This is a genomic window from Jannaschia formosa, assembly GCF_003340555.1.
Taxonomy (GTDB): Bacteria; Pseudomonadota; Alphaproteobacteria; order Rhodobacterales; family Rhodobacteraceae; genus Jannaschia; species Jannaschia formosa.
The window spans coordinates 1-18,428 of sequence record NZ_QPLJ01000014.1 but is presented as its reverse complement, the minus strand read 5'-3'; the positions used below and the strand labels follow the sequence as shown (position 1 = coordinate 18,428).

Sequence of the window (18,428 nt, the reverse complement as noted above, 5' to 3'; positions counted from 1 at the left end):
GTCTGCAAGCGCCTCTCGAGCCCTCGCCTGCCGCCGCACGCCGCGCCAGGCCGCACCCAGGATCGGCTCGTCACCTGTGTCCTACCCAGCCGCGATCGTCGGTGAAGGCTCGGCCGGGGGAGATCCGGATCACCTCGTAACCGTCCGGCAGACCGCTCAGGTCGACCAGCGGCCTTGGGGAGGCTGCCAGCGCGATGTTCGCGATGCCTCTGCTGTTGACCGGCCCCTGGACGGCCACGACATGGGGCCAGATGCGGCCCAGGATCCCGCGGGTTCCGCGCGCGAGGGGCCCGTCCGGCCTGTCGATCAGGTTGACGTAGACGGGCCCGTCCACGATCTCCCTCACCCGCGCGTAAGCCTCGAGCGTGACGAGATGCGCGGGAACCGAGCCCGATGAGAAGGCGTCCATGACGGCGGCATCGAAGCGGCGCTTCGTCTCGTTGAGGTAGACCCGTCCGTCCTCATGCACGATCCCGAGCCGGCCGCCTTGCGCGGTCCCGCCGGACGCGTCGTAGCCCGTCTGCTCGATCAAGGCTCCCGCCCGTGGCATGTGGCGACGGACCACCTCGGTGACCAGGGGATCGATCTCGACGGCGACGGCCGTGGCCTCCGGGCGTGCCGAGAGGAGTTGCGTCGGCAGGCTGTAGCCACCGCCGCCGATGAAGAGAACCGAGGGTGCGGGCCCCAAATCCTCCTCCATCCGCGCCCAGATCCACTCGGTATAGGGCAGGACAAGGACGCCGCCGTCTCCGTCCGGCATGCCGTCGCGGACGATCCGCTCTGCGGCCTGCCGGGTCCGGTCGGAATAGAGCTCCACGGTGGCGCCCCTCTCCGTGACGTCGATGCAGGAAAGGCCGGACTCGTAGCGGCAGACCGGCCCGAGGAGGAGGCTCGCGGCGATGATGGCGCCCACGGGCAGCAGCGGCGCGAGGGACGACATGATGGTTCCGCGGCCCGGCCCGCGATCTTGCGGACCGCCCCCCGTGTCCCGCAGGAAAGGCACGCAGAGAAGTGCCGTGACGGCGCACCCCGCGAAGGTCGCGGCGGAGCCGACGAGAGGCAGCGCCACGAAACCGGCGAACACGGCGCCCAGGATCGCTCCGAGCGAGCCCGCCGCGAGGACGAGCCCGAGCGAGGAGCCCTCCCGACCGGGCCGCGCCTCCACGGCGAGCTTCGCAAGGAAGGGAGACGGCGCGCTGGCGAGGACCGAGGCCGGGAAGAAGGCCAGAAAGACGGCGAGCATCATCCCGCCCGTCCCGCGCGCGCCCAGGACGTAGACGAGGCCGAGAACCGTCGGGGAAAGCGCCGCGAGGACCGCCGTCGCGACGAGCGCCGCGCGCACGTCCCGGAGGGCCACGCTCCGCTCCCGTTCGGCCATGAAGCCTCCGAGCGCGTTTCCGATCGAGAAGCCCGCAAGCACCGTCGCGATCACGGCCGTCCAGGACAGCAGCGATGTCCCGAAGAACGGTGCCAGCACGCGGCCCGCGGCGATCTCGTAGGTGAGCCCGACCGCGGACAGCACGAGGATCAGGCCGATCGCCGTGGAGAAGCGCATGTTCAGATCCTCGCTCAGACGTCCGTGTCGTTACGCCCTGCACATAATGCGGATGCCGGCGAGGAAACGGTCCGTCCGGAAACAGGCGGAACCAAACGATGTGGGCCGCTCGCGATCCCGGTCGGATTCAACCTCCGGGCAAACGGCATACACCCGAAGCCTGAGCCGCCTCCCGGGTCCGCACACTCTGGTCTGGGCGACTGGTTGCGCTCGTCAGTCACAAGCCGCCGAGCACCGGCTGGAATCCGGTCCTCGTTGCCGGCGATGGTCGGGCCGGGCGGGGATGCGGGAGCAGCGGGAAGACGCCTTGTCCCCCCGCTGACGCTCCTCTCGGGAAGCGATGATGGGACTACAGGGCCAGACGCACCGCCTGGCGGAGCTCCGGGTGGAGTATCCAGTTGCCGGAAACGTCCTCGTTCGCGGATGCTCCCCTGAAACCGAGAAGGGCGGTGCCTTCCGGGGTGTCCGGGGTGTCGCCGGCTTGCACCTCGACGGAAAGATGTTCGGCGATCAGCAAGCCTGTCGCGAGGAAGGACCTGTTGGCCGAAGTCTCGGACTTGTAGCCTGCGGCGCGTGCCATGCGCGCGTCCGTCAGCCCGTCCTCGCCAGCCACCGAGAGCGCCGTCAGCATCGCGCATTGCGGGCCGGACAGGGTGATCTGGCGGACCGCTTCGACATATTCCTCGACGCTCGGCACATCGATGCCGGTCTGCGGATCCCTGCGCCGTTCTCCGGTCCGCCGATCCTCGCGGGCGTCGATGACCTCGTGCAGCGCGGCGATCGCCGCTTCTTCGGTCGCCCCCGTCGCCTCGGCGATCATGCCGCGGGCCTTCGTCGGCGGTTTCGGAAACGCCCGCGCGACGAATGTCCCCGCAAGCCAGCCCGACTTGATCTGGTAGCGGCTATGCTCGCCCAGAAGGATCGCGGGCGCTTCCTTCGGCGCCTCTGCGGGCTTCTTGGCCTTCGACATGCTCTTGAACGGGTCTCGGACGGCGTTCGCCTGTCTTGTTGAAGCGTTGGTGGGCATGCTTTGGCTCCTGGGGGTTGATCGGCAGAAAAGGCCCGCTCGGGCTCGGAGGGCCGGGCAGGCGGTCTGTGGATTGCGGGATCAGGCGGAGGGACTGGGCGCGAAGGCCACTGCGATCCACGCCGGGCAGAGGCTGACCAGAACACCGGCGATCGCAGGGGCCTGCCAGAGTGTCGCCGTCGCGACGAAGATGGATAGCCGGATCATGGCGATGATGTCTGGACCTGCCCGGACGCTCCTTGATCCGAATAAAGCGCCTGACCCCACCGTGTCGAAGGCGACCCGCGTCGCCCACGGAGCCGGAAGGGTCGAGCCATTCGACGTGACGGCCCCGGCGGAGGCAGCGGTCGACAGGCTGACAGGAAGGATAAGCCAAGCGACCGGATGTATCCGTTCCGGCAGCGTCTCCCACGGCCTTGCCAGAGCGACCTGTCCCGGACCGGGTTAGCAGAGCAGTCCCGAGGCGGACGGGGCGGCGAAGGCGGCTAGACGGGCTGGGAACGACGGCCAAGTCAGGCCTGCGCTTCCCGTTGCCACACTCGGCGGATGCCAGGGCCGCGCTGGTTCGCACTTGCACGGCCTTGGCGGAAGTTGAGCTTGCGCAGTATCGGGAGGCGGGCACAAATTGCACCCGCAACCCTGAGGCGTTCACGCGAGGGCGAGATTGGTCGCGCTTTCGCGGCCGTCCCGGCCGGTCTCCACGTCGAACGTCACCTTCTGGGCGTCGGCGAGGCCGGTCAGACCGGCACGCTCGACGGCGGAGATGTGGACGAACACGTCCTTGCCGCCACGATCGGTTTCGATGAAGCCGAAGCCCTTTTGAGAATTGAAAAACTTCACGGTGCCATTGGCCATATCCGTGTCTCCTGTTCGATTGCTGCCCACAGTATGCGGCAGCCCGGCAAAGTCAGACTGAATCGATCAACTGAAAGCCGGATGAACGGAAGCAGCGGTTCGAAGCGAACAACGATGGTTACCCGGACATGCGCCTTCCGGCCCCAACATACAAGTGTTGTCGGCCCAGGTCGCGAGAATCTCCCTTTGGCGACGGCTGCTGGACAGGGCGTCATCGACACGCACTGGACGGTTTTCGACCCTGCGACAGCGTCACCGCCCAGCCGGTTGAGCAGGCGGCCCGCGTCCGCCTCCAGCCGCGGCCCACCGATCTCCCGCATCACCGAGGGGCGCAACCGAAGATGGCTGCGAGCACAGTCTGGTGCTGGAGTGCTCGGCCCGCCGGAATCGGCAGCCCTCGACGCCCACCGGTTCTCCGGGCTAGGTCGCTCAAGAAACTCACCCTGCCCGTCCGGAGGCCCCGCATGCCAGTCCGCAACCGCTTCGCAGAACTGCTCCCCGAGATCAGGGAATGGCGCCGCGACCTGCACATGAACCCCGAACTGGGATATGACGTGCACCGCACCGCCGGGATCGTGGCGGCGAAGCTGCGCGATTTCGGCTGCGACGAGGTGATCGAGGGGATCGGGCGGACCGGGATCGTCGGCCTGATCCACGGGCGCGCGCCCGGCCGCACCATCGGCCTGCGGGCCGACATGGACGCGCTGCCGATCACCGAGGCGACCGGAGCGGATCACGCCAGCACCGTCCCCGGGAAGATGCATGCCTGCGGCCATGACGGGCACACCGCGATGCTGCTCGGGGCCGCGCGATACCTCGCCGAGACGCGCAACTTCGCGGGCACCGTGGCCGTCGTCTTCCAGCCCGCCGAGGAAGGCGGCGCCGGGGCCGAGGCGATGGTGCAGGACGACCTTATCGGCCGCTTCGGGATCGAGGAAATCTACGGCATGCACAATTCGCCGCTGCTGCCGGCCGGGGCCTTCGCCATCCGCCCGGGCCCGTTCTACGCCGCCGTCGACAGCCTGCGCATCGAGGTGCGGGGCAAGGGCGGCCATGCGGCTCGGCCCAACAACACGGTGGACACGACGCTCGCCGCCTCGGCCATCGTGATGGCGCTGCAATCGGTGGTCAGTCGCAACACCGACCCGCAGCAGCCGCTGGTCGTCTCCGTCACCGCTTTCCGGACCGACAGCGACGCCTTCAACGTCATCCCCGACGCCGCCACCCTGCGCGGCACGATCCGCAGCTTCGACGACGCCACGCGCGAGAAGGCCATCGCCGACATCCGCCGCGTCATCGAGCTTACCGCCGCCAGCTACGGCGCCACCGCCACGCTGGAGTTCGACGAGGTGCCCTACCCGGTCATGGTCAACCACGACGCCGAGACCGTCCACGCGGCCGAAGCCGCCCGCGCGGTCGCGGGCGAGGTGAAGAGCGACGCGCCCCGCACCACCGGCGGCGAGGACTTCGCCTACATGCTGCGCGCCTGCCCCGGCGCCTACATCCAGATCGGCAACGGGCCGAGCGCCGGGCTGCACCATCCGAAATACGACTTCAACGACGAGATCATCCCCACCGGATGCTCCTGGTGGGTCGAGCTGGCCGAGCGGAGGCTGTCCGCATGATCCTCGAGGCGTCGCCTGAAACCGTTCACTGGGGCTACTTCGACGCGGGCCTGCGCCCCGTGGCCGAAGTGCAGAGCGGGGCGGAGATCACGATCCGCACCGTCTCCGGCGGGCCGACCGTCCTTCCGCCCGAGGGCTTCCACGTTCCGCCGGAACTGCACGCGATCCACGCCGCCGGGGTGCCGACCGTCCCCGGCCACATTCTGACCGGCCCGGTGGCGGTCACGGGCGCGCGGCCGGGTCAGGTGCTGCAGATCGACATCCTGGAGATCGGGCTGCGGCAGGACTGGGGCTACAACTTCATCCGCCCGCTGGCGGGCACCCTGCCGATGGACTTCCCGAAGACCGTCCAGGTCAACATCCCCCTCGACGCCGAGGCGATGACGGCGCGCATGCCCTGGGGCCTCGATCTGCCGCTGGCGCCGTTCTTCGGCGTGATGGGCGTCGCGCCGCCGCCCGCCTGGGGGCGGATCTCGACCATCGAGCCGCGCGCCCATGGCGGCAATCTCGATTGCAAGGAGCTGGTGGCGGGCACGACGCTCTACCTGCCGATCCACGCCGAGGGCGCGCTGTTCTCGGTCGGCGACGGTCATGGCTGCCAAGGGGACGGCGAGGTCAACGTGACGGCCATCGAGACCGCGCTGGAGGGCCGCTTCCGCCTGACGCTCCGCGACGACATGGCGCCGATGCTGCTGGCCGAGACGCCGACGCACTGGATCACGCTTGCCACCGATGCCGATCTCGACGAATGCGCCCGGGTGGCCACGCGCAACATGATCGCGCTGGCCTCCCGCATGGCCGGGATCACGCGGGAGGAGGCCTATATGCTCTGCTCGCTCGCAGGGGACCTGCGCGTCACCCAGACGGTGAACCGCGAGAAGGGCGTGCACATGATGATGCCGAAGACCGCGCTCGGCGCGTAGGGCGGGGCGCAGCCTCGGAAGGCGCTTCGGCTGGTGGGGCCAGAGGGGACGGGCCACCGGACGACGGCCAGCCCGGCGGTCCGGGTCCGTTTTGGAGAGCGCCCTGCCGCTGTCCGATGGCGGGGGCGGCTTTTCCCTCGCCCAGGACGTCACACGGCGCCGGGCATCGCCGTCTTCGAACGAGGTCCGCCGCACAGGCGCCCGCATGACGGGCCGACGACGCATCGCCGGCGAGGGACCGGATCAGGAGCGGTACTGCGCGTCGGTGACCTTCTCCATCCATGTCACGGACGAGCCGTCGATGCTCTCCTGGATGGCGATGTGGCTCATCGCCGTCTCCGGCGCGGCCCCGTGCCAATGCTTCTCGCCGGCCGGGAACCAGACGATGTCGCCCTGCGAGATCTCCTCGACCGGGCCGCCCTCGCGCTGGACGCGGCCGCGCCCGAAGGTGACGATCAGGGTCTGGCCAGCGGGGTGCGTATGCCACGCCGTGCGGGCGCCGGGCTCGAAGGTGACATGCAGCCCTGCGGTGCGGCCCGGCTCCTCGGCCTGGAAGAGAGGGTCCAGACGGACCTTCCCCGTGAACCACTCCTCCGGACCCGGGCGCGACGCGGCAGTCCCGGCCTTGGTGATCTTCATGTCTCTTCTCCTTTCGTCTCCGGTGCCGGCCGCGCCGTGGCTTGCAGCGAGAGTCGCACCGCGGCCTTCCCGGCGGATGGCGCTTCGGGCGTTCGGTCCCGGGGCCCATGGCCCGACCGACCCTCGGGAGCGCGGGGCGGCGCGTCAAGACGCGGCGGAGCCGGAGGCGGTAGGAGTTACATGGCCGTCCTTGGGGGAGGCATCGGTTTGGGACAACCCCGAGGAGCCATCCACCGACTTCAGAACAGCCGTCGCGCGACCGGGCGGTACGGGTCCCTGCCCTCCCCGGGGCTCGGGAGGCGGGCCGGCGGCGCCCAGCGCCAAGGGACCGGCCCGGACCCACCGACGGGCCGCGAGCGCCGCTACCCGTCCTTCCGGTCCTCGGACACGTTCTGGTCGCGGAACGTCCCGCCCTCCTCCAGCGCTGCGACGATGCTCTGGGCCACCTTCTCGTGCGGAGTCACGACATCGGTCAGACCGAGCTCGTCGCAGATCGGCAGAAGCTGCGTGCGGACGATCTGCACCACCACGCGCTCGAACCCGATGGAGCGGCCGACCGCGGCGCCGACGATATTCGCCTCCTCGTGGTTGGTCAGCATCATCAGCGTGTCGGCCCCGTCCCCCAGGGCCTCGCGCAGGATCGACGGCAGCGTGCCGTCGCCATGGATGAGCCCGCATTCGATCTCGTCAGAGACGGCGTCCAGCTGGTCCCGGTCGCGGTCCACGAGGACCGCCTCGTGGCCGTTCTCGATCAGGCGGCGCAGCGTGGCGAGGCCGAAGCGCGACGCGCCGACGACGATGATGCGCATGTCAGGGTCCCTTCCTGTATTTGGCGGCACGTCGCGCCCGCACCCAGGTGCCGGGCAGCACGAGCGCGATCAGTGCCAGGAATTCGAGCCGCCCCAGAAGCATACCGACCGTCAGCACCCCGGTCAGCACCGGCCCGAGATCGGGCCCGGTCAGCCCCGAGGACAGACCGACGGTCGAGACTGCCGACACCACGTCGAACAAGGCGGCCAGAGGCGGATGGCCCGCCGCGAGGAACGCGCCCCAGCAGATCAGCACAGTGGCAATGTAGAGCACGAGCACCGCGCCCGCCACGAGGATGTCGTCCGCCGTCTGCCGCGCGCCGCGGTCGCGCAGCTGCAGCACGCCGTGGGGCGGCAGGCGGGCGCGGCGGATGCTGAGCCGGACCATCTCGATCGCGACGGCGATGCGGCCGATCTTCATGCCGCCGGCCGTCGACCCGGTGTCGCCGCCGATCACCATCCCGATGAGCAGCAAGGCCAGCAGCAGCGGAGCGGCGGCAATCGGCCCGGCGGTGAAGCCCGCCGTCGTCATTCCGCTGACGAAGTTGAGCACCTGCGCCAGCGAGGTCCCGTCCTCGGGCCCATAGCCCAGCGCCGCGAGTCCGGCATAGAGCGCAGTCCCGCCCGCCAGAAGCCCGAGGAACAGCACCGCATGGCCCGCCGAGACCGCCGCGCGCGGTCCTCTGCGCCAAAGCCGGATGTAGAAGAGGAAGGACATCGCCGTCAGCGTGCAGATCGCTATGACGAAGACCTGCGCCACGGCCGGGTAGCTCGCCAGGCTGTCGGCCCGAGGCGAGAAGCCCCCGGTGGAGACCGCGGCGAGCGCGACGGCCAGCCCCTCCCACCAGGTCGGCAGCAGGAGGATGCAGCCGGCAATCGCCACCGCCGTCACCGCGACGTAGAGTGCGAGCAGCTGCTTGGCCTGCTTGCGCAGCGTCGTGAGCTGGTCGCGCTCGTCGAAGACCGAGGCGCCGAACTGGCGGGTCGCGCTGGCATGGTCGTGCAGGATCGTCAGCCCCGCGAAGGCCAGCGCGAAGCCGCCGCACCATTGCAGCCAGCCGCGCAGCAGATGCGCCGCGGGCGGCCAGTCCTCGGCGGCGCGCGCGACCGAAAGTCCGGTCGAGGTGATGCCGGACGTCGCCTCGAACAGGGCCTCGACGGGCCCCATGCCGAGCACGAGGAAGGGCGGCGCCGACAGCAGGCAGGCGAGGATGAAGGTCAGCGAGAAGACGACGGTCGCCTCGATCCGGCGGAAGGAGACATCCTCTTCCTGCGGACCCATCGCCGAGAGCGCGAGAAGCCCGACCGCCTGCGGGGCCAGGGCGGCAGCCAGCTCCCAGCTTCCCAGGATCCCTGCCGCCAGGCAGGGCGGCAGGACGACGCTGCAGAGCACCGGCGCCTGCGACAGGCAGGAGCGGCGGATCACGCCGACCCGCGCGACATGTGCGGCGTCGTCGCGGCTCACGGATCGGGAGCCGCGCACGAAAGGTCGGTCGACCGGTCCTGCATGCCCGGCAAACGGCCCGGCCGCCGCTCGGTTCCGCAAGGGGGGCGCGACAAGATGGCCCGGTGACCTCGGCCCGGACCGCAACAGATCGCACAGCCACAGGTTGAAGCACCTGTTGCCCGGCGGGCAGGTCCGTCCGCCGGCGTGAGAGCCATATCCAGTCTGAGGAAGGCCCCCATGATCAATTACGAGAATTTCTTCACCTACGCCTATTGGGAATACGAGGTGATCCGACACATGTTCAGCTTCACGGCGGCGGTCTTCGCCGCCTCGCTGTTCTATTTCGCGATGACCGTCGGCCAGGCAGCGGCAAAATATCGGACGACATTCGTGATCTCGGGCGTCGTGATGGTCTCGGCCACGCTGGAGCTGTTCCTGCTGTGGCTGATGTGGAACCGGGCCTTCACCTTCGACGCCGCGACGATGACCTTCTCGATCGCCGAGGGTCAGGTCTTCTCGAACGGGTATCGCTATGCCAACTGGCTGATCGACGTACCCATGCTGCTGACGCAGTTCCTGATCGTGCTGCAGTTCGCCGGGGCGGAGCTGCGCTCGCGCTGGGTGAAGCTTGCCGGGGCGGGCGCGCTGATGATCGTCCTCGGCTATGTCGGCCAGTATTACGAGCCGCAGGTCGCGGGCTTCGCCGAGGGAAGCGGCGCGCCGTTCTGGATCTGGGGCGGGCTCAGCTGGCTGGTGTTCTTCTACCTGCTCTACGCCGCGAACGAGGCGGTCGGCACCGGAAAGGCGCGGCTCGAGCCGCGCGCCGCCGGGCTGATGCAGAACGCCTGGATCCTGCTGATCGTCACCTGGTTCATCTACGGCTTCGCCTACATGATCCCCGGCATTCCCGGCATCAACGACTCCAGCACCTGGGTCGTCTTCCGCCAAGGCATCTTCACCTTCGCCGACGTCTGCTCGAAGGCCGTGTTCGGCATCCTGCTGAGCCAGGTCGCGCTGGAGCAGTCGAGGACAGAGGAGGGCGGCTCCGGGCAGCGCCGCGCTGCCTGAGGCCCGGGGGCCCGAGGGCGAACGTGACCGGCCCGGCCGGACATGCCGCCCGCGATGCCGTCGCGGGCGGCGCCCTGCCCTCCCCCTCACCCATCCAGCCGGAGGATCGCCATGCCGCGTGACACGACCCAGCCCCCCTCGGCCAGCGCCGTCGTCATCGGCGGCGGGCTCGGCGGGATGGCGGCGGCGCTCCGGCTGCGCGCCCGCGGCTACGCCGTCCGCCTGATCGACCGCTGCCCCCGTCTGGGCGGCCGCGCGCAGGTCTACGACCGCGACGGGTTCCGCTTCGATGCGGGCCCGACCCTCCTCACCGCGCCGCACCTGCTGGAGGAGCTGTTCGGCCTCTTCGGGCGGCGGCTTCGGGACCATGTGACGCTGGTCCAGCCGGATCCCTGGTATCGCTTCGCCTTCGCCGATGGCGAGACGATGGACTACGGCCCGACGCTCGACCGGACGCTGGAGGAGATCGCGCGCCTCTCGCCCGGGGACGTCCGGGGCTTCCGCGACCTGCTGGACCACAGCCGCGCCATCCACGACGCCGCCTTCACCGACCTGTCGCATGCGCCGTTCCACGCGCCCGCCGCGATGCTGCGGCAGCTTCCCGACATGCTGCGTCTGCGCAGCTACCGGACCGTCTGGCAGATGGTGTCGGGCCACCTGCAGGACGACCGGCTGCGCCGCGCCTTCTCGATCCAGCCGCTGCTGATCGGGGGAAACCCGTACCAGACGACCAGCCTCTACGGGCTGATCACCCATCTGGAGCACGCCCACGGCATCTGGTTCGCGATGGGCGGGACCGGCGCGCTGGTCGAGGCGCTGGCCCGGCTCATGGCCGAGGAAGGCGTCGAGATCGAGACCGGCACCACGGTCGAGCGCGTCCTGATCGAGGGCGGCCGCGCCGCCGGAGTGGAGGTCGAGGGCGGCCGCAGGATCGCCGCGGACATCGTCGTCTCCAACGTCGATCCCGTCCATCTCTACCGCGAGATGCTGCCGCCCGGCACGCCCTCGCCGCTGGCGCGGGCACGGGTCCGGACGGGGTCGCTGTCGATGGGGGTCTTCGTCCTCCATTTTGGCACGCGGCGCGTTTACGAGGACGTCGCCCATCATACGATCGTCTTCGGCGACAGCCATCGGCGGATGCTCGACGACGTCTTCCGGAAGGGCGTGCTGGGCGCGGATCCGTCGGTCTACCTCCACCGTCCAACCGCGACCGATCCGAGCCTCGCGCCCCCTGGCTGCGACGGGTTCTATGCGCTCTGCCCGGTGCCCAATCTCGGGGCGGGGCACGACTGGTCGGTCGAAGGCCCGCGCCTGCGCGACCGCATCGTCTCGATGCTGGAACGCCGCCTGCTGCCCCTCCTTTCTCGGAACATCTGCGCCGAGTTCGCCAAGACGCCCGAGGACTTCGCCGAGGACTACCTGTCGGTCCAGGGCGCGGGCTTCTCGCTGTCACCCGTCTTCCGGCAATCGGCCTTCTTCCGGTTCCACAACCGCGGCGAAGGCGTGCCGGGGCTCTTTCTCGTCGGCGCGGGCACCCATCCCGGGGCGGGCGTCCCCGGCGTCATCTCCTCGGCGAAGGTCCTCGACCGCCTCGTCCCTGCCCCCGCGCAGGCCGCATGACCGTCCGCGCCGACATTCATCGCCGACCGCGCCGCCTCGGGCGAAGGGGCCGCGCTCTTGTCCTTGCAACCCCTGCCCCGGAGGAGCCTGCCCATGCCGCCCACACCTGACGTCGACCTCGCGATCCTCGGGGGCGGCTGCGCCGGCCTGTCCCTAGCGGCGCGGCTGGCCGGGCGCGGCCTGCGGCTTCGCATCGTCGAGCCGCGCACCGCCTACGAGGACGACCGCTCCTGGTCCTTCTGGGCCGAGGGGCCGGGCCCGTTCGAATCCTGCGTCAAGGGCCGCTGGCGGTCATGGACCGTCTCGGCCGGCGGGCAGTCCGTCACGCGCCGCTCGGACCGGCTGCAATACCGGACGGTGGCGGCGGGCGCCTTCTACGCCCGGGCGCTTGAGACCTGCACCGGGGCGCGGGACACCGAGCTTGCCCTCGGCATGCGGGTCACGGCCGAGCCCGTGCGGCAGGATGGGCTCTGGCGGATCGAGACCGACGCAGGGGCCTTCACCGCCCGCTCCGTCGTCGACAGCCGGCCACTGCGCGGACCGGGCGGCTTCGGACAGTATTTCGTCGGGCGCGAGTTGCGCACCGACCGGCCCGTCTTCGACGCGCAGACCGTCGATCTGATGGCCTTCGGCCTGCCACGCCCCGACCGGATCGACTTTACCTATGTCCTGCCCTTCGCCCCCGATCACGCCCTGGTCGAGGCGACGGTCTTCGGACCCGCGCCCCCGGACCGGGACGAGCTCGACACCTGGCTTGCCCGCGAGGTCGCGGCCCGCACCGGCGGCGCACGGGTCGAGACCCTGCGCGAGGAGGCGGGGTTCATCCCCATGGTCCCCGCGCGGCAGGCGCAGACGTCGCTGGGCCCGAACCATGCCTATGCCGGGATCGCCGGGGGCGCCGCCCGGCCGAGCACCGGCTACGCCTTCCAGCGCATCGCGACGCAGACCGCGCGGCTGGCCGACCGACTGCTCCGCAGCGAGGCGGAACTCGCCCCGCCCTACGACGCGCCGGTCACGCGCTTCATGGACCGGCTGTTCCTGCGGGTGCTGCAACGCGCCCCGCAGAACGGGCCCGCGCTGTTCCTCGCGCTGTTCCAGGGCGCGCCCGCCGACCGGCTGGAGCGGTTCCTGTCCGACTCGACGGCCCCGCTCGACCGCGCCAGCGTCATCGCGGCCATGCCGCCCCGCCCCTTCCTGCGCGAGGTGATCGGGCGGTGAGCCTGCGCGAGGCGCATGCCCTGGGCTTCGCCGCCGCCGCCCTTGCGGTGATCGCGGTCTTCGCCGCGACCCCGCCCGGAATGCCGGCGCAGATCGCCGGGCTGGTCGTGCTGGTCGCGATCCTCGGCGTGCCGCATGGCGCGCTCGACTTCGACGTGGCGCGGACGCTCTGGCCCCTGCCCGACGGGCGGGCCGAACGTGTGTTCAGCGCCGTCTATCTCGGCCTCGCCGGGGTGACCGTCGCGTTCTGGCTGATTGCGCCCGGCCCCTCGCTCATGGCGTTCCTCGCGTATTCCGCCTGGCATTTCGCCGACGACTGGCGCGGCGAATGGCCCCTGGCCGCGCGGATCGCGGGCGGGGGGGCGGTGGTCGGCGCGCCCCTGCTGTTCCGGCCAGGGGAGTCGGCTGCGATCTTCGGGCATCTCGCCCCGGAGCCCGCCGCGGCGACGGCCGTGGCGGCTGGCGGCTGGGTCGGGGTCGCGGCGCTGGCGGTCTGCGCGGGGGTGGCCGTGCTGTCGATCGGGAGGCCCCGCTTGCGGCCCGGCGCCGCCGAAGCGGCCGTCATCGCGCTGAGCGCCTGGGCGCTGCCCCCGCTCGTCTATTTCGTGCTCTATTTCTGCCTGCTGCATTCCCCCCGCCATTTCCGCCGCACCGCTCGCGGATTGCAGCTTGCGCCGCGCCAGGCCCTCCGGGCCGCGGCGCCCGCGACCGCCGTGACACTGCTGGGCGCCGGGCTTGCCGGCGCCCTGCTGCTTGGTCTGGGGATCGGGGCCGAAAGCACCGCCCTCTCGGTCGTCTTCATCACCCTCTCTGCCCTGACCGTGCCGCACATGATTCTGATGGACCGCTTCCACGGCCGCTTTCTGGCGGAGTGAACTACGGCGGCTGCCCCGGCCGTTTCGGATCGGCAGGGGGCGGAGGCGGAGAAGAGGTCGGCCAGGGCGCACGCCCGCCCGATAACAGCGGGAGGTCCGCCGGGTGCAGCGGGTGCCATTGATGGGCGCGACCGGTCTCGCACATAACCGCATCTGCCTGTTCCGCGGAAGGTCCGGACGTCGCCGGCACCGAGCAGCATGTGAGCCTGGGTGGTGTGTGGAGCGACGACCGGGTCTCTCCGTTCCTGCTGTATTGCCCGAACCGGGCCCTGCCGGCAGAGGAAAGGCCGCTTCCGGTCAGTCCTCGAAATAGTCGGGATAGTCCCGGTGGATGCGGGCGATCGTGTCCTCGATCCGCGACAGGTGCAGCCGCAGGGCCGCGTCACAGCCAGCGGCGTCTCCGCTACGCAGGCAGCCGGAGATGCGCCGGTGATCCTCGACGAGGCAGCGCATCCCGGCGGCGTCCTTCAGGCTGAGGACGCAGATGCGGTCCACCTGCGCCTTCTTCTGCAGGACCATCTCGAAGGCGAAGCGCTTGTCGGCGACATCGGCGATGCGCGCGTGGAACGCTTCGTCGAGCGCGTGGAAGGCGGCCCGGTCGCCGCGGCCGACCGCGTCGGCCTGCGCGTCGAGATTGGCATCGAACCCGGCGGCCGCCTCTTCGCTCCACGCCGCGATCGCGCTGCGCGCGATCTCCAGCTCCAGCGCGAGGCGGATGTAGCGCGCCGCAGCGATGCCGGAGCGCGAGAACCGGCGCACCTGGGTGGCGCGCTGCGGCTGGATCTGCAGCAGTTGCAGCCCGTCGAGCCGGTTGAACGCCTCCCGCACCGGCTGCCGCGAGACGCCATAGCGCTCCGCGATCTCGGTCTCGGAGATCTTCGCGCCGGGCAGAAGCTGCAACGACACGATCTGTCCATAGACGCCGTCGAAGACGAGATCGGCGTTCGTCCGACGTTTCGGGGTCAGGTCCAAAGCAGGCATCGCGGGTCCGTCCTAGCGCGCGGGCCCGGGACCCGGCGCGTCATATAGAGGGGGCCAGATTCCCGATTGCAAGTATCCTAGGCGACTAGCATACAAGTATGCGAGTGGGCCGGGCCATTTCGCCTGGCGCGCGTCGGACCGGCCAGACGGACCGGCGGCGCAATTTGCAGGGAGGCTGCATGTCTTTTGAGTTGCACCCGGTCGTCGAGCCGGCCGGCGCGCTGGACGGGTTGCACGGGTTCGACCAGACGGTGCCCCTGCGGGAATTCCTCTCGCCGCTCGGACTCCCGGACAGCCGAAAGAGCGCACCGATGTTCGACGGCCGGATCACTAACTCTGTCGCGCCGAAGGATCACGACGTCGCGAGGGTATTCCCGAACCATGCGCTCGGCTCGCGGCCCTGCTCGTCCCCTGCCCCGCCCACGCGCCCCGGCACGCGTTCAACTTCCTCGGTGCCCGGATCGCCCCGGACAAGCGCCTCGACTCCGCAGGCTGACGCCCGAACAGGAAAGGCCCCCGCATGCCACATCTGAGAACCTTCCCCGCCATCGAGGCCGATCCCGGCGTCACCCGGCAGGTCCTGTCGGACAGTCCCGAGCTGATGGTCGTCTCCTTCGACTTCGAGGACGGCGCGGAGGGCAAGTTGCACAGCCATCCCCACGTCCAATCCACCTATGTCGAGCGCGGCCGCTTTCGCTTCCACATCGGCGGGGACAGCTTCGAGGTCGGGCCGGGGGACAGCTTTGTCATCCCCTCCGGCGCGGTTCATGGCTGCGCGTGCCTCGCCCCCGGCCGCCTGATCGACACCTTCACCCCGCGCCGCGACGACTTCCTGTAAGAGAGGCTCCATGACCACCCAGACCCGCTACGCCATCGACCCGACCTCCGCCGAGGCGATGGGCACCGAAGACCTCCGCGCGCATTTCCACGTGCCCGGCCTGTTCCGTCCGGGCGAGGTGACGCTCGTCTACACCCATTACGACCGGATGATCGTCGGCGGCGCGATGCCTGAGGGCGCGGCGCTGACGCTCGACCATGTGGCCGAGGCCGGCACCGCCTCGGTGCTCGACCGGCGCGAGATGGGCGTGCTTGCCGTCGAGGGATCGGGCACCGTCTCGGCCGCCGGGCAGTCCCACGCGATGGAGAAGGGCGACGTCCTCTACCTCGCCATGGGCTCCGGCCCGGTAACCTTCGAGGGCGAGGCGAAGTTCTACATCGTCTCCACCCCCGCGCACCGTGCCTGCCAGACGCGGCTGATCCGCCCCGGCGAGGCGCGCCGGGTCGAGCTCGGCTCGAAGGATCAGGCCAACGAGCGGGTCATCATCCAGTTCCTTCACCCCGAGGTGCACGAGACCTGCCAGCTCAGCATGGGCTACACCCAGTTCTCGCCCGGCTCGATGTGGAACACGATGCCGGCGCATCTCCACGACCGGCGGATGGAGGCCTATCTCTATTTCGACCTCGCCCCGCAGGCGCGGGTCTTCCACCTGATGGGACGTCCCGAGGCCACGCGCCACATCGTCGTCGCCAACGAAGAGGCGGTGATCTCGCCCCCCTGGTCGATCCATGCGGGCGCGGGCACGAACGCCTACAGCTTCTGCTGGGCGATGGCGGGCGACAATACCGACTTCACCGACATGGACATGGTCCCGATGGAGGCGCTGCGATGACCGATCCCTTCCGTCTGGACGGCCAGCGCGCGCTCGTGACCGGGGCCAATACCGGCATCGGGCAGGCCATTGCCATCAGCCTCGCCGAGCGGGGCGCCCATGTGATCGCCGCGGGGCGCCGGTCCTCGGCCGAGACCGTCGCCGCCATCGCGGCGGCGGGCGGGTCGGCGGAGGACCTGATCCTGGACCTCTCCCGTCCCGCTTCCGATTGGCGGCTGCCGGAGGATCTCGACATCCTCGTCAACAACGCGGGCATCATCCGGCGCGCCGACGCGGTCGATCATGCCGAGGCGGACTGGGACGACGTGCTCGACGTCAATCTCAAGGCCGCCTTCCTGCTGTCGCAGGCCTTCGCCCGCGCCGCCATCGCCGCGGGACGGGGCGGGCGGATCGTGAACATCGCGTCGCTCCTGTCGTTCCAGGGCGGCATCAGGGTGCCGGCCTATACGGCCTCCAAGCACGGGATCGCGGGGCTGACCAAGGCGCTCGCCAACGAATGGGCGGCGTCGGGCATCATGGTGAACGCGGTCGCACCGGGCTATATCGAGACGAACAACACCGCGGCGCTGCGCGCCGACCCGAAGCGGACGGCCGAGATCCTGGGGCGCATCCCAGCCGGGCGGTGGGGCGCCGCCTCGGATATCGGCGGCGCGACCGCGTTCCTGTGCACGCCCGCGGCGGGCTACATCACCGGCGCCGTCCTGAACGTCGACGGGGGCTGGCTGGCCCGCTGAAGCAGCGGGTCGCGTAGGCGGCGGCCGGGGGACGGTGCGGAACTTCAGGCGGGCAGACGCGAGGTCGAGAACAGTCCTTTCCGGGGCCGGCGGTCAGCGGCGCGTCCGCGCCCGCAGCCTGGCCGGCGCGACCGCCGGGGGCGGCAGCGGCTCCGGCAGGACGCCAGCCAGAAGCGCCTCGGCGTCCTCGCGCGCCGTGGTCCGGTTGCCCCAGGTCCAGAACGGATGCGCCACCGGGTCCTTCGCGCGCAGCAGATGCCGCGCGATCACCGGCCAGTAGGAGCGGTAGCGGTAGCCGCCGTTGCGGCGCAGCACCGCCGCGCGGTCGGCGGCATAGGCAGCGGGCAGTCCGTACCAAGGCAGGCCCGGGCAGGCGTGATGGACGGCGTGGAAGTTGTTGTTGAGGAACAGGAAGGCCAGCGGCCCGCGATCCTCGATGACGACGCTGCGCTCGCGCGGGCGCAATTCGGCCCGGTGCTCCAGGAAGGTACGGATGCGCAGGATCGAGAGCGCGAGCCAGCAGGCCGCGAGGTAGCTCCAGACCGGCATGCCCGAGGCCGCCACCGCCGCCAGCACCGGCACCGCGCCGACGGCATGCAGCGCCCAGGCGCGCCGGACAGGCGCATCGCCCGCCCGCATCGCGCGCAGGTCGCCCCGCCACAGCCCCGCCAGCGACAGGAACGGCCCGACCGCCATCCGCCCGAGCAGCGTGTTGTTGGCGCGCAGGATCAGGCGGCGCAGGGGCGACATCCGCTGCCACGCGGCGGGATCGACATAGTTCGTCTCCGGATCGTCGTAGGGATCGGTCAGGTTCGGGTCGTGGTGATGGGCGAGGTGCTGGTCGCGGAAGCGCCGGTAGGGCACGGCGAGCCCGAGCGGCAGGAACACCGTCGCCTCGTTGGCGCGCGGGTCGCGGAAAGGATGGCCGTGCAGCACCTCGTGCTGCAGCGAGGAATGCAGCGTCAGCAGCGGTCCCAGCATCGCGGCAATTAGTGAGCTACTCCCCGTCGGTTGGACAGTTTCCGGGGTAGTTTAAGCTACTGCCTGCACCTGCTGATCGGTTTGGATGCCGTCGAAGTAGACCACGGCGGGCGGCTGGCCGCCATGGGCGGCGTGTGGCCGCTGGTGGTTGTAGAAGGTTATCCAGCGCGCGACGCCCGCCTTGGCCTGCGACCCGGTTTCCCAGGCGTGGAGATAGACGCATTCATACTTCAGGGACCGCCACAGGCGCTCGATGAAGATGTTGTCGATGCAGCGCCCTTTCAACCGCTCGTCGGTGGGCACGATGGTCGAGCGCAAGACGCGCTTCGTCGTTCTGTGCAGGATGCGCGGCAACGGCGCCGAGGCGGTGCTGGACAGCTTCACCCGCCAGATGAAGCGCC

General features: G+C 70.4%; 18 protein-coding genes and 2 pseudogenes. 10 read left to right on the top strand and 10 right to left on the bottom strand.

Annotated features, from left to right (window positions below):
• Positions 1-70 precede the first annotated feature (70 nt).
• The 4 genes from DR046_RS14460 to DR046_RS14445 all read right to left on the bottom strand — a co-directional run bounded on the left by DR046_RS14460 (position 71) and on the right by DR046_RS14445 (position 3,437).
• Complete coding sequence (locus DR046_RS14460) at positions 71-1,555, bottom strand: fused MFS/spermidine synthase (protein ID WP_167767122.1); 1,485 nt, start codon at positions 1,553-1,555, stop codon at positions 71-73.
• Between the two features lie 349 nt (positions 1,556-1,904).
• A complete protein-coding gene (locus DR046_RS14455) occupies positions 1,905-2,582 on the bottom strand; it encodes a hypothetical protein (protein WP_135227305.1) in 678 nt (225 codons plus the stop codon).
• An 81-nt stretch (positions 2,583-2,663) separates the two neighbouring features.
• Complete coding sequence (locus DR046_RS24660; protein WP_280652848.1) at positions 2,664-2,789, bottom strand: hypothetical protein; 126 nt, start codon at positions 2,787-2,789, stop codon at positions 2,664-2,666.
• Positions 2,790-3,230: 441 nt separating this feature from the next.
• Entirely contained in the window at positions 3,231-3,437 is a 207-nt protein-coding gene (locus tag DR046_RS14445; protein ID WP_115383108.1) for a cold-shock protein, read from the bottom strand.
• 464 nt (positions 3,438-3,901) lie between these two features.
• On the opposite strand from DR046_RS14445, the gene DR046_RS14440 reads away from it, so the two are divergent.
• Together DR046_RS14440 and DR046_RS14435 are read left to right on the top strand one after the other, a co-directional pair.
• Positions 3,902-5,062 (top strand): M20 aminoacylase family protein, encoded by a 1,161-nt coding sequence (locus DR046_RS14440; RefSeq protein WP_115383107.1) that lies wholly within the window; start codon positions 3,902-3,904, stop codon positions 5,060-5,062.
• Positions 5,059-5,985 (top strand): acetamidase/formamidase family protein, encoded by a 927-nt coding sequence (locus tag DR046_RS14435; protein ID WP_115383106.1) that lies wholly within the window; start codon positions 5,059-5,061, stop codon positions 5,983-5,985. The genes DR046_RS14440 and DR046_RS14435 overlap by 4 nt, the downstream gene beginning before the upstream one ends.
• Before the next feature lie 243 nt (positions 5,986-6,228).
• On the opposite strand, the gene DR046_RS14430 is transcribed toward DR046_RS14435, so the two are convergent.
• The 3 genes from DR046_RS14430 to DR046_RS14420 form a co-directional block, all read right to left on the bottom strand.
• On the bottom strand, positions 6,229-6,624 hold the full coding sequence (locus DR046_RS14430; RefSeq protein ID WP_115383105.1) for a (R)-mandelonitrile lyase: 396 nt from the start codon (positions 6,622-6,624) through the stop codon (positions 6,229-6,231).
• Positions 6,625-6,986: 362 nt separating this feature from the next.
• Positions 6,987-7,433 carry a potassium channel family protein gene (locus tag DR046_RS14425; RefSeq protein ID WP_115383104.1) on the bottom strand — a complete coding sequence of 149 codons (447 nt, stop codon included), beginning with the start codon at positions 7,431-7,433 and terminating at the stop codon, positions 6,987-6,989.
• A 1-nt stretch (position 7,434) separates the two neighbouring features.
• A complete protein-coding gene (locus tag DR046_RS14420) occupies positions 7,435-8,898 on the bottom strand; it encodes a TrkH family potassium uptake protein (RefSeq protein WP_115383103.1) in 1,464 nt (487 codons plus the stop codon).
• Between the two features lie 219 nt (positions 8,899-9,117).
• Here DR046_RS14420 and DR046_RS14415 point away from each other — a divergent pair, with 219 nt between their 5' ends.
• The 4 genes from DR046_RS14415 (at position 9,118) to DR046_RS14400 (ending at position 13,661) form a co-directional block, all read left to right on the top strand.
• Positions 9,118-9,948 carry a bacteriorhodopsin gene (locus DR046_RS14415; RefSeq protein WP_115383102.1) on the top strand — a complete coding sequence of 277 codons (831 nt, stop codon included), beginning with the start codon at positions 9,118-9,120 and terminating at the stop codon, positions 9,946-9,948.
• Between the two features lie 111 nt (positions 9,949-10,059).
• On the top strand, positions 10,060-11,568 hold the full coding sequence (gene crtI / locus DR046_RS14410; protein ID WP_115383101.1) for a phytoene desaturase family protein: 1,509 nt from the start codon (positions 10,060-10,062) through the stop codon (positions 11,566-11,568).
• Between the two features lie 93 nt (positions 11,569-11,661).
• Positions 11,662-12,786, top strand: coding sequence for a lycopene cyclase family protein (locus tag DR046_RS14405; protein ID WP_115383100.1), 1,125 nt, complete (start codon positions 11,662-11,664; stop codon positions 12,784-12,786).
• Positions 12,783-13,661, top strand: coding sequence for a Brp/Blh family beta-carotene 15,15'-dioxygenase (locus DR046_RS14400; protein WP_115383099.1), 879 nt, complete (start codon positions 12,783-12,785; stop codon positions 13,659-13,661). The genes DR046_RS14405 and DR046_RS14400 overlap by 4 nt, the downstream gene beginning before the upstream one ends.
• 297 nt (positions 13,662-13,958) lie before the next feature.
• On the opposite strand, the gene DR046_RS14395 is transcribed toward DR046_RS14400, so the two are convergent.
• Entirely contained in the window at positions 13,959-14,642 is a 684-nt protein-coding gene (locus tag DR046_RS14395; protein WP_115383098.1) for a GntR family transcriptional regulator, read from the bottom strand.
• Positions 14,643-15,162: 520 nt separating this feature from the next.
• Between DR046_RS14395 and DR046_RS14390 the strand changes: the two genes are divergently transcribed.
• Genes DR046_RS14390 through kduD form a run of 3 tightly spaced genes read left to right on the top strand, consistent with a single transcriptional unit; the run spans position 15,163 to position 17,046 of the window.
• Positions 15,163-15,480, top strand: a complete 318-nt coding sequence (locus DR046_RS14390) for a cupin domain-containing protein (protein WP_115383097.1) — start codon at positions 15,163-15,165, stop codon at positions 15,478-15,480.
• A gap of 10 nt (positions 15,481-15,490) precedes the next feature.
• Positions 15,491-16,312 carry a 5-dehydro-4-deoxy-D-glucuronate isomerase gene (kduI, locus tag DR046_RS14385; RefSeq protein WP_115383096.1) on the top strand — a complete coding sequence of 274 codons (822 nt, stop codon included), beginning with the start codon at positions 15,491-15,493 and terminating at the stop codon, positions 16,310-16,312.
• Positions 16,309-17,046: a 2-dehydro-3-deoxy-D-gluconate 5-dehydrogenase KduD gene (gene kduD / locus DR046_RS14380; RefSeq protein WP_115383095.1), complete on the top strand. Its 738-nt coding sequence runs from the start codon at positions 16,309-16,311 to the stop codon at positions 17,044-17,046. Before kduI ends, kduD begins: the two co-directional genes overlap by 4 nt.
• A gap of 93 nt (positions 17,047-17,139) precedes the next feature.
• On the opposite strand, the gene DR046_RS14375 is transcribed toward kduD, so the two are convergent.
• Together DR046_RS14375 and DR046_RS14370 are read right to left on the bottom strand one after the other, a co-directional pair.
• The gene (locus DR046_RS14375; protein ID WP_115383094.1) at positions 17,140-18,027 is read right to left on the bottom strand and encodes a fatty acid desaturase; all 888 of its coding nucleotides are present in this window, start codon (positions 18,025-18,027) and stop codon (positions 17,140-17,142) included.
• A gap of 51 nt (positions 18,028-18,078) precedes the next feature.
• Positions 18,079-18,309: pseudogene (locus DR046_RS14370) on the bottom strand (integrase core domain-containing protein); the annotation flags it as partial.
• Between the two features lies 1 nt (position 18,310).
• Between DR046_RS14370 and DR046_RS24240 the strand changes: the two are divergent.
• A pseudogene (locus tag DR046_RS24240) lies at positions 18,311-18,428 on the top strand (IS30 family transposase); the annotation flags it as partial.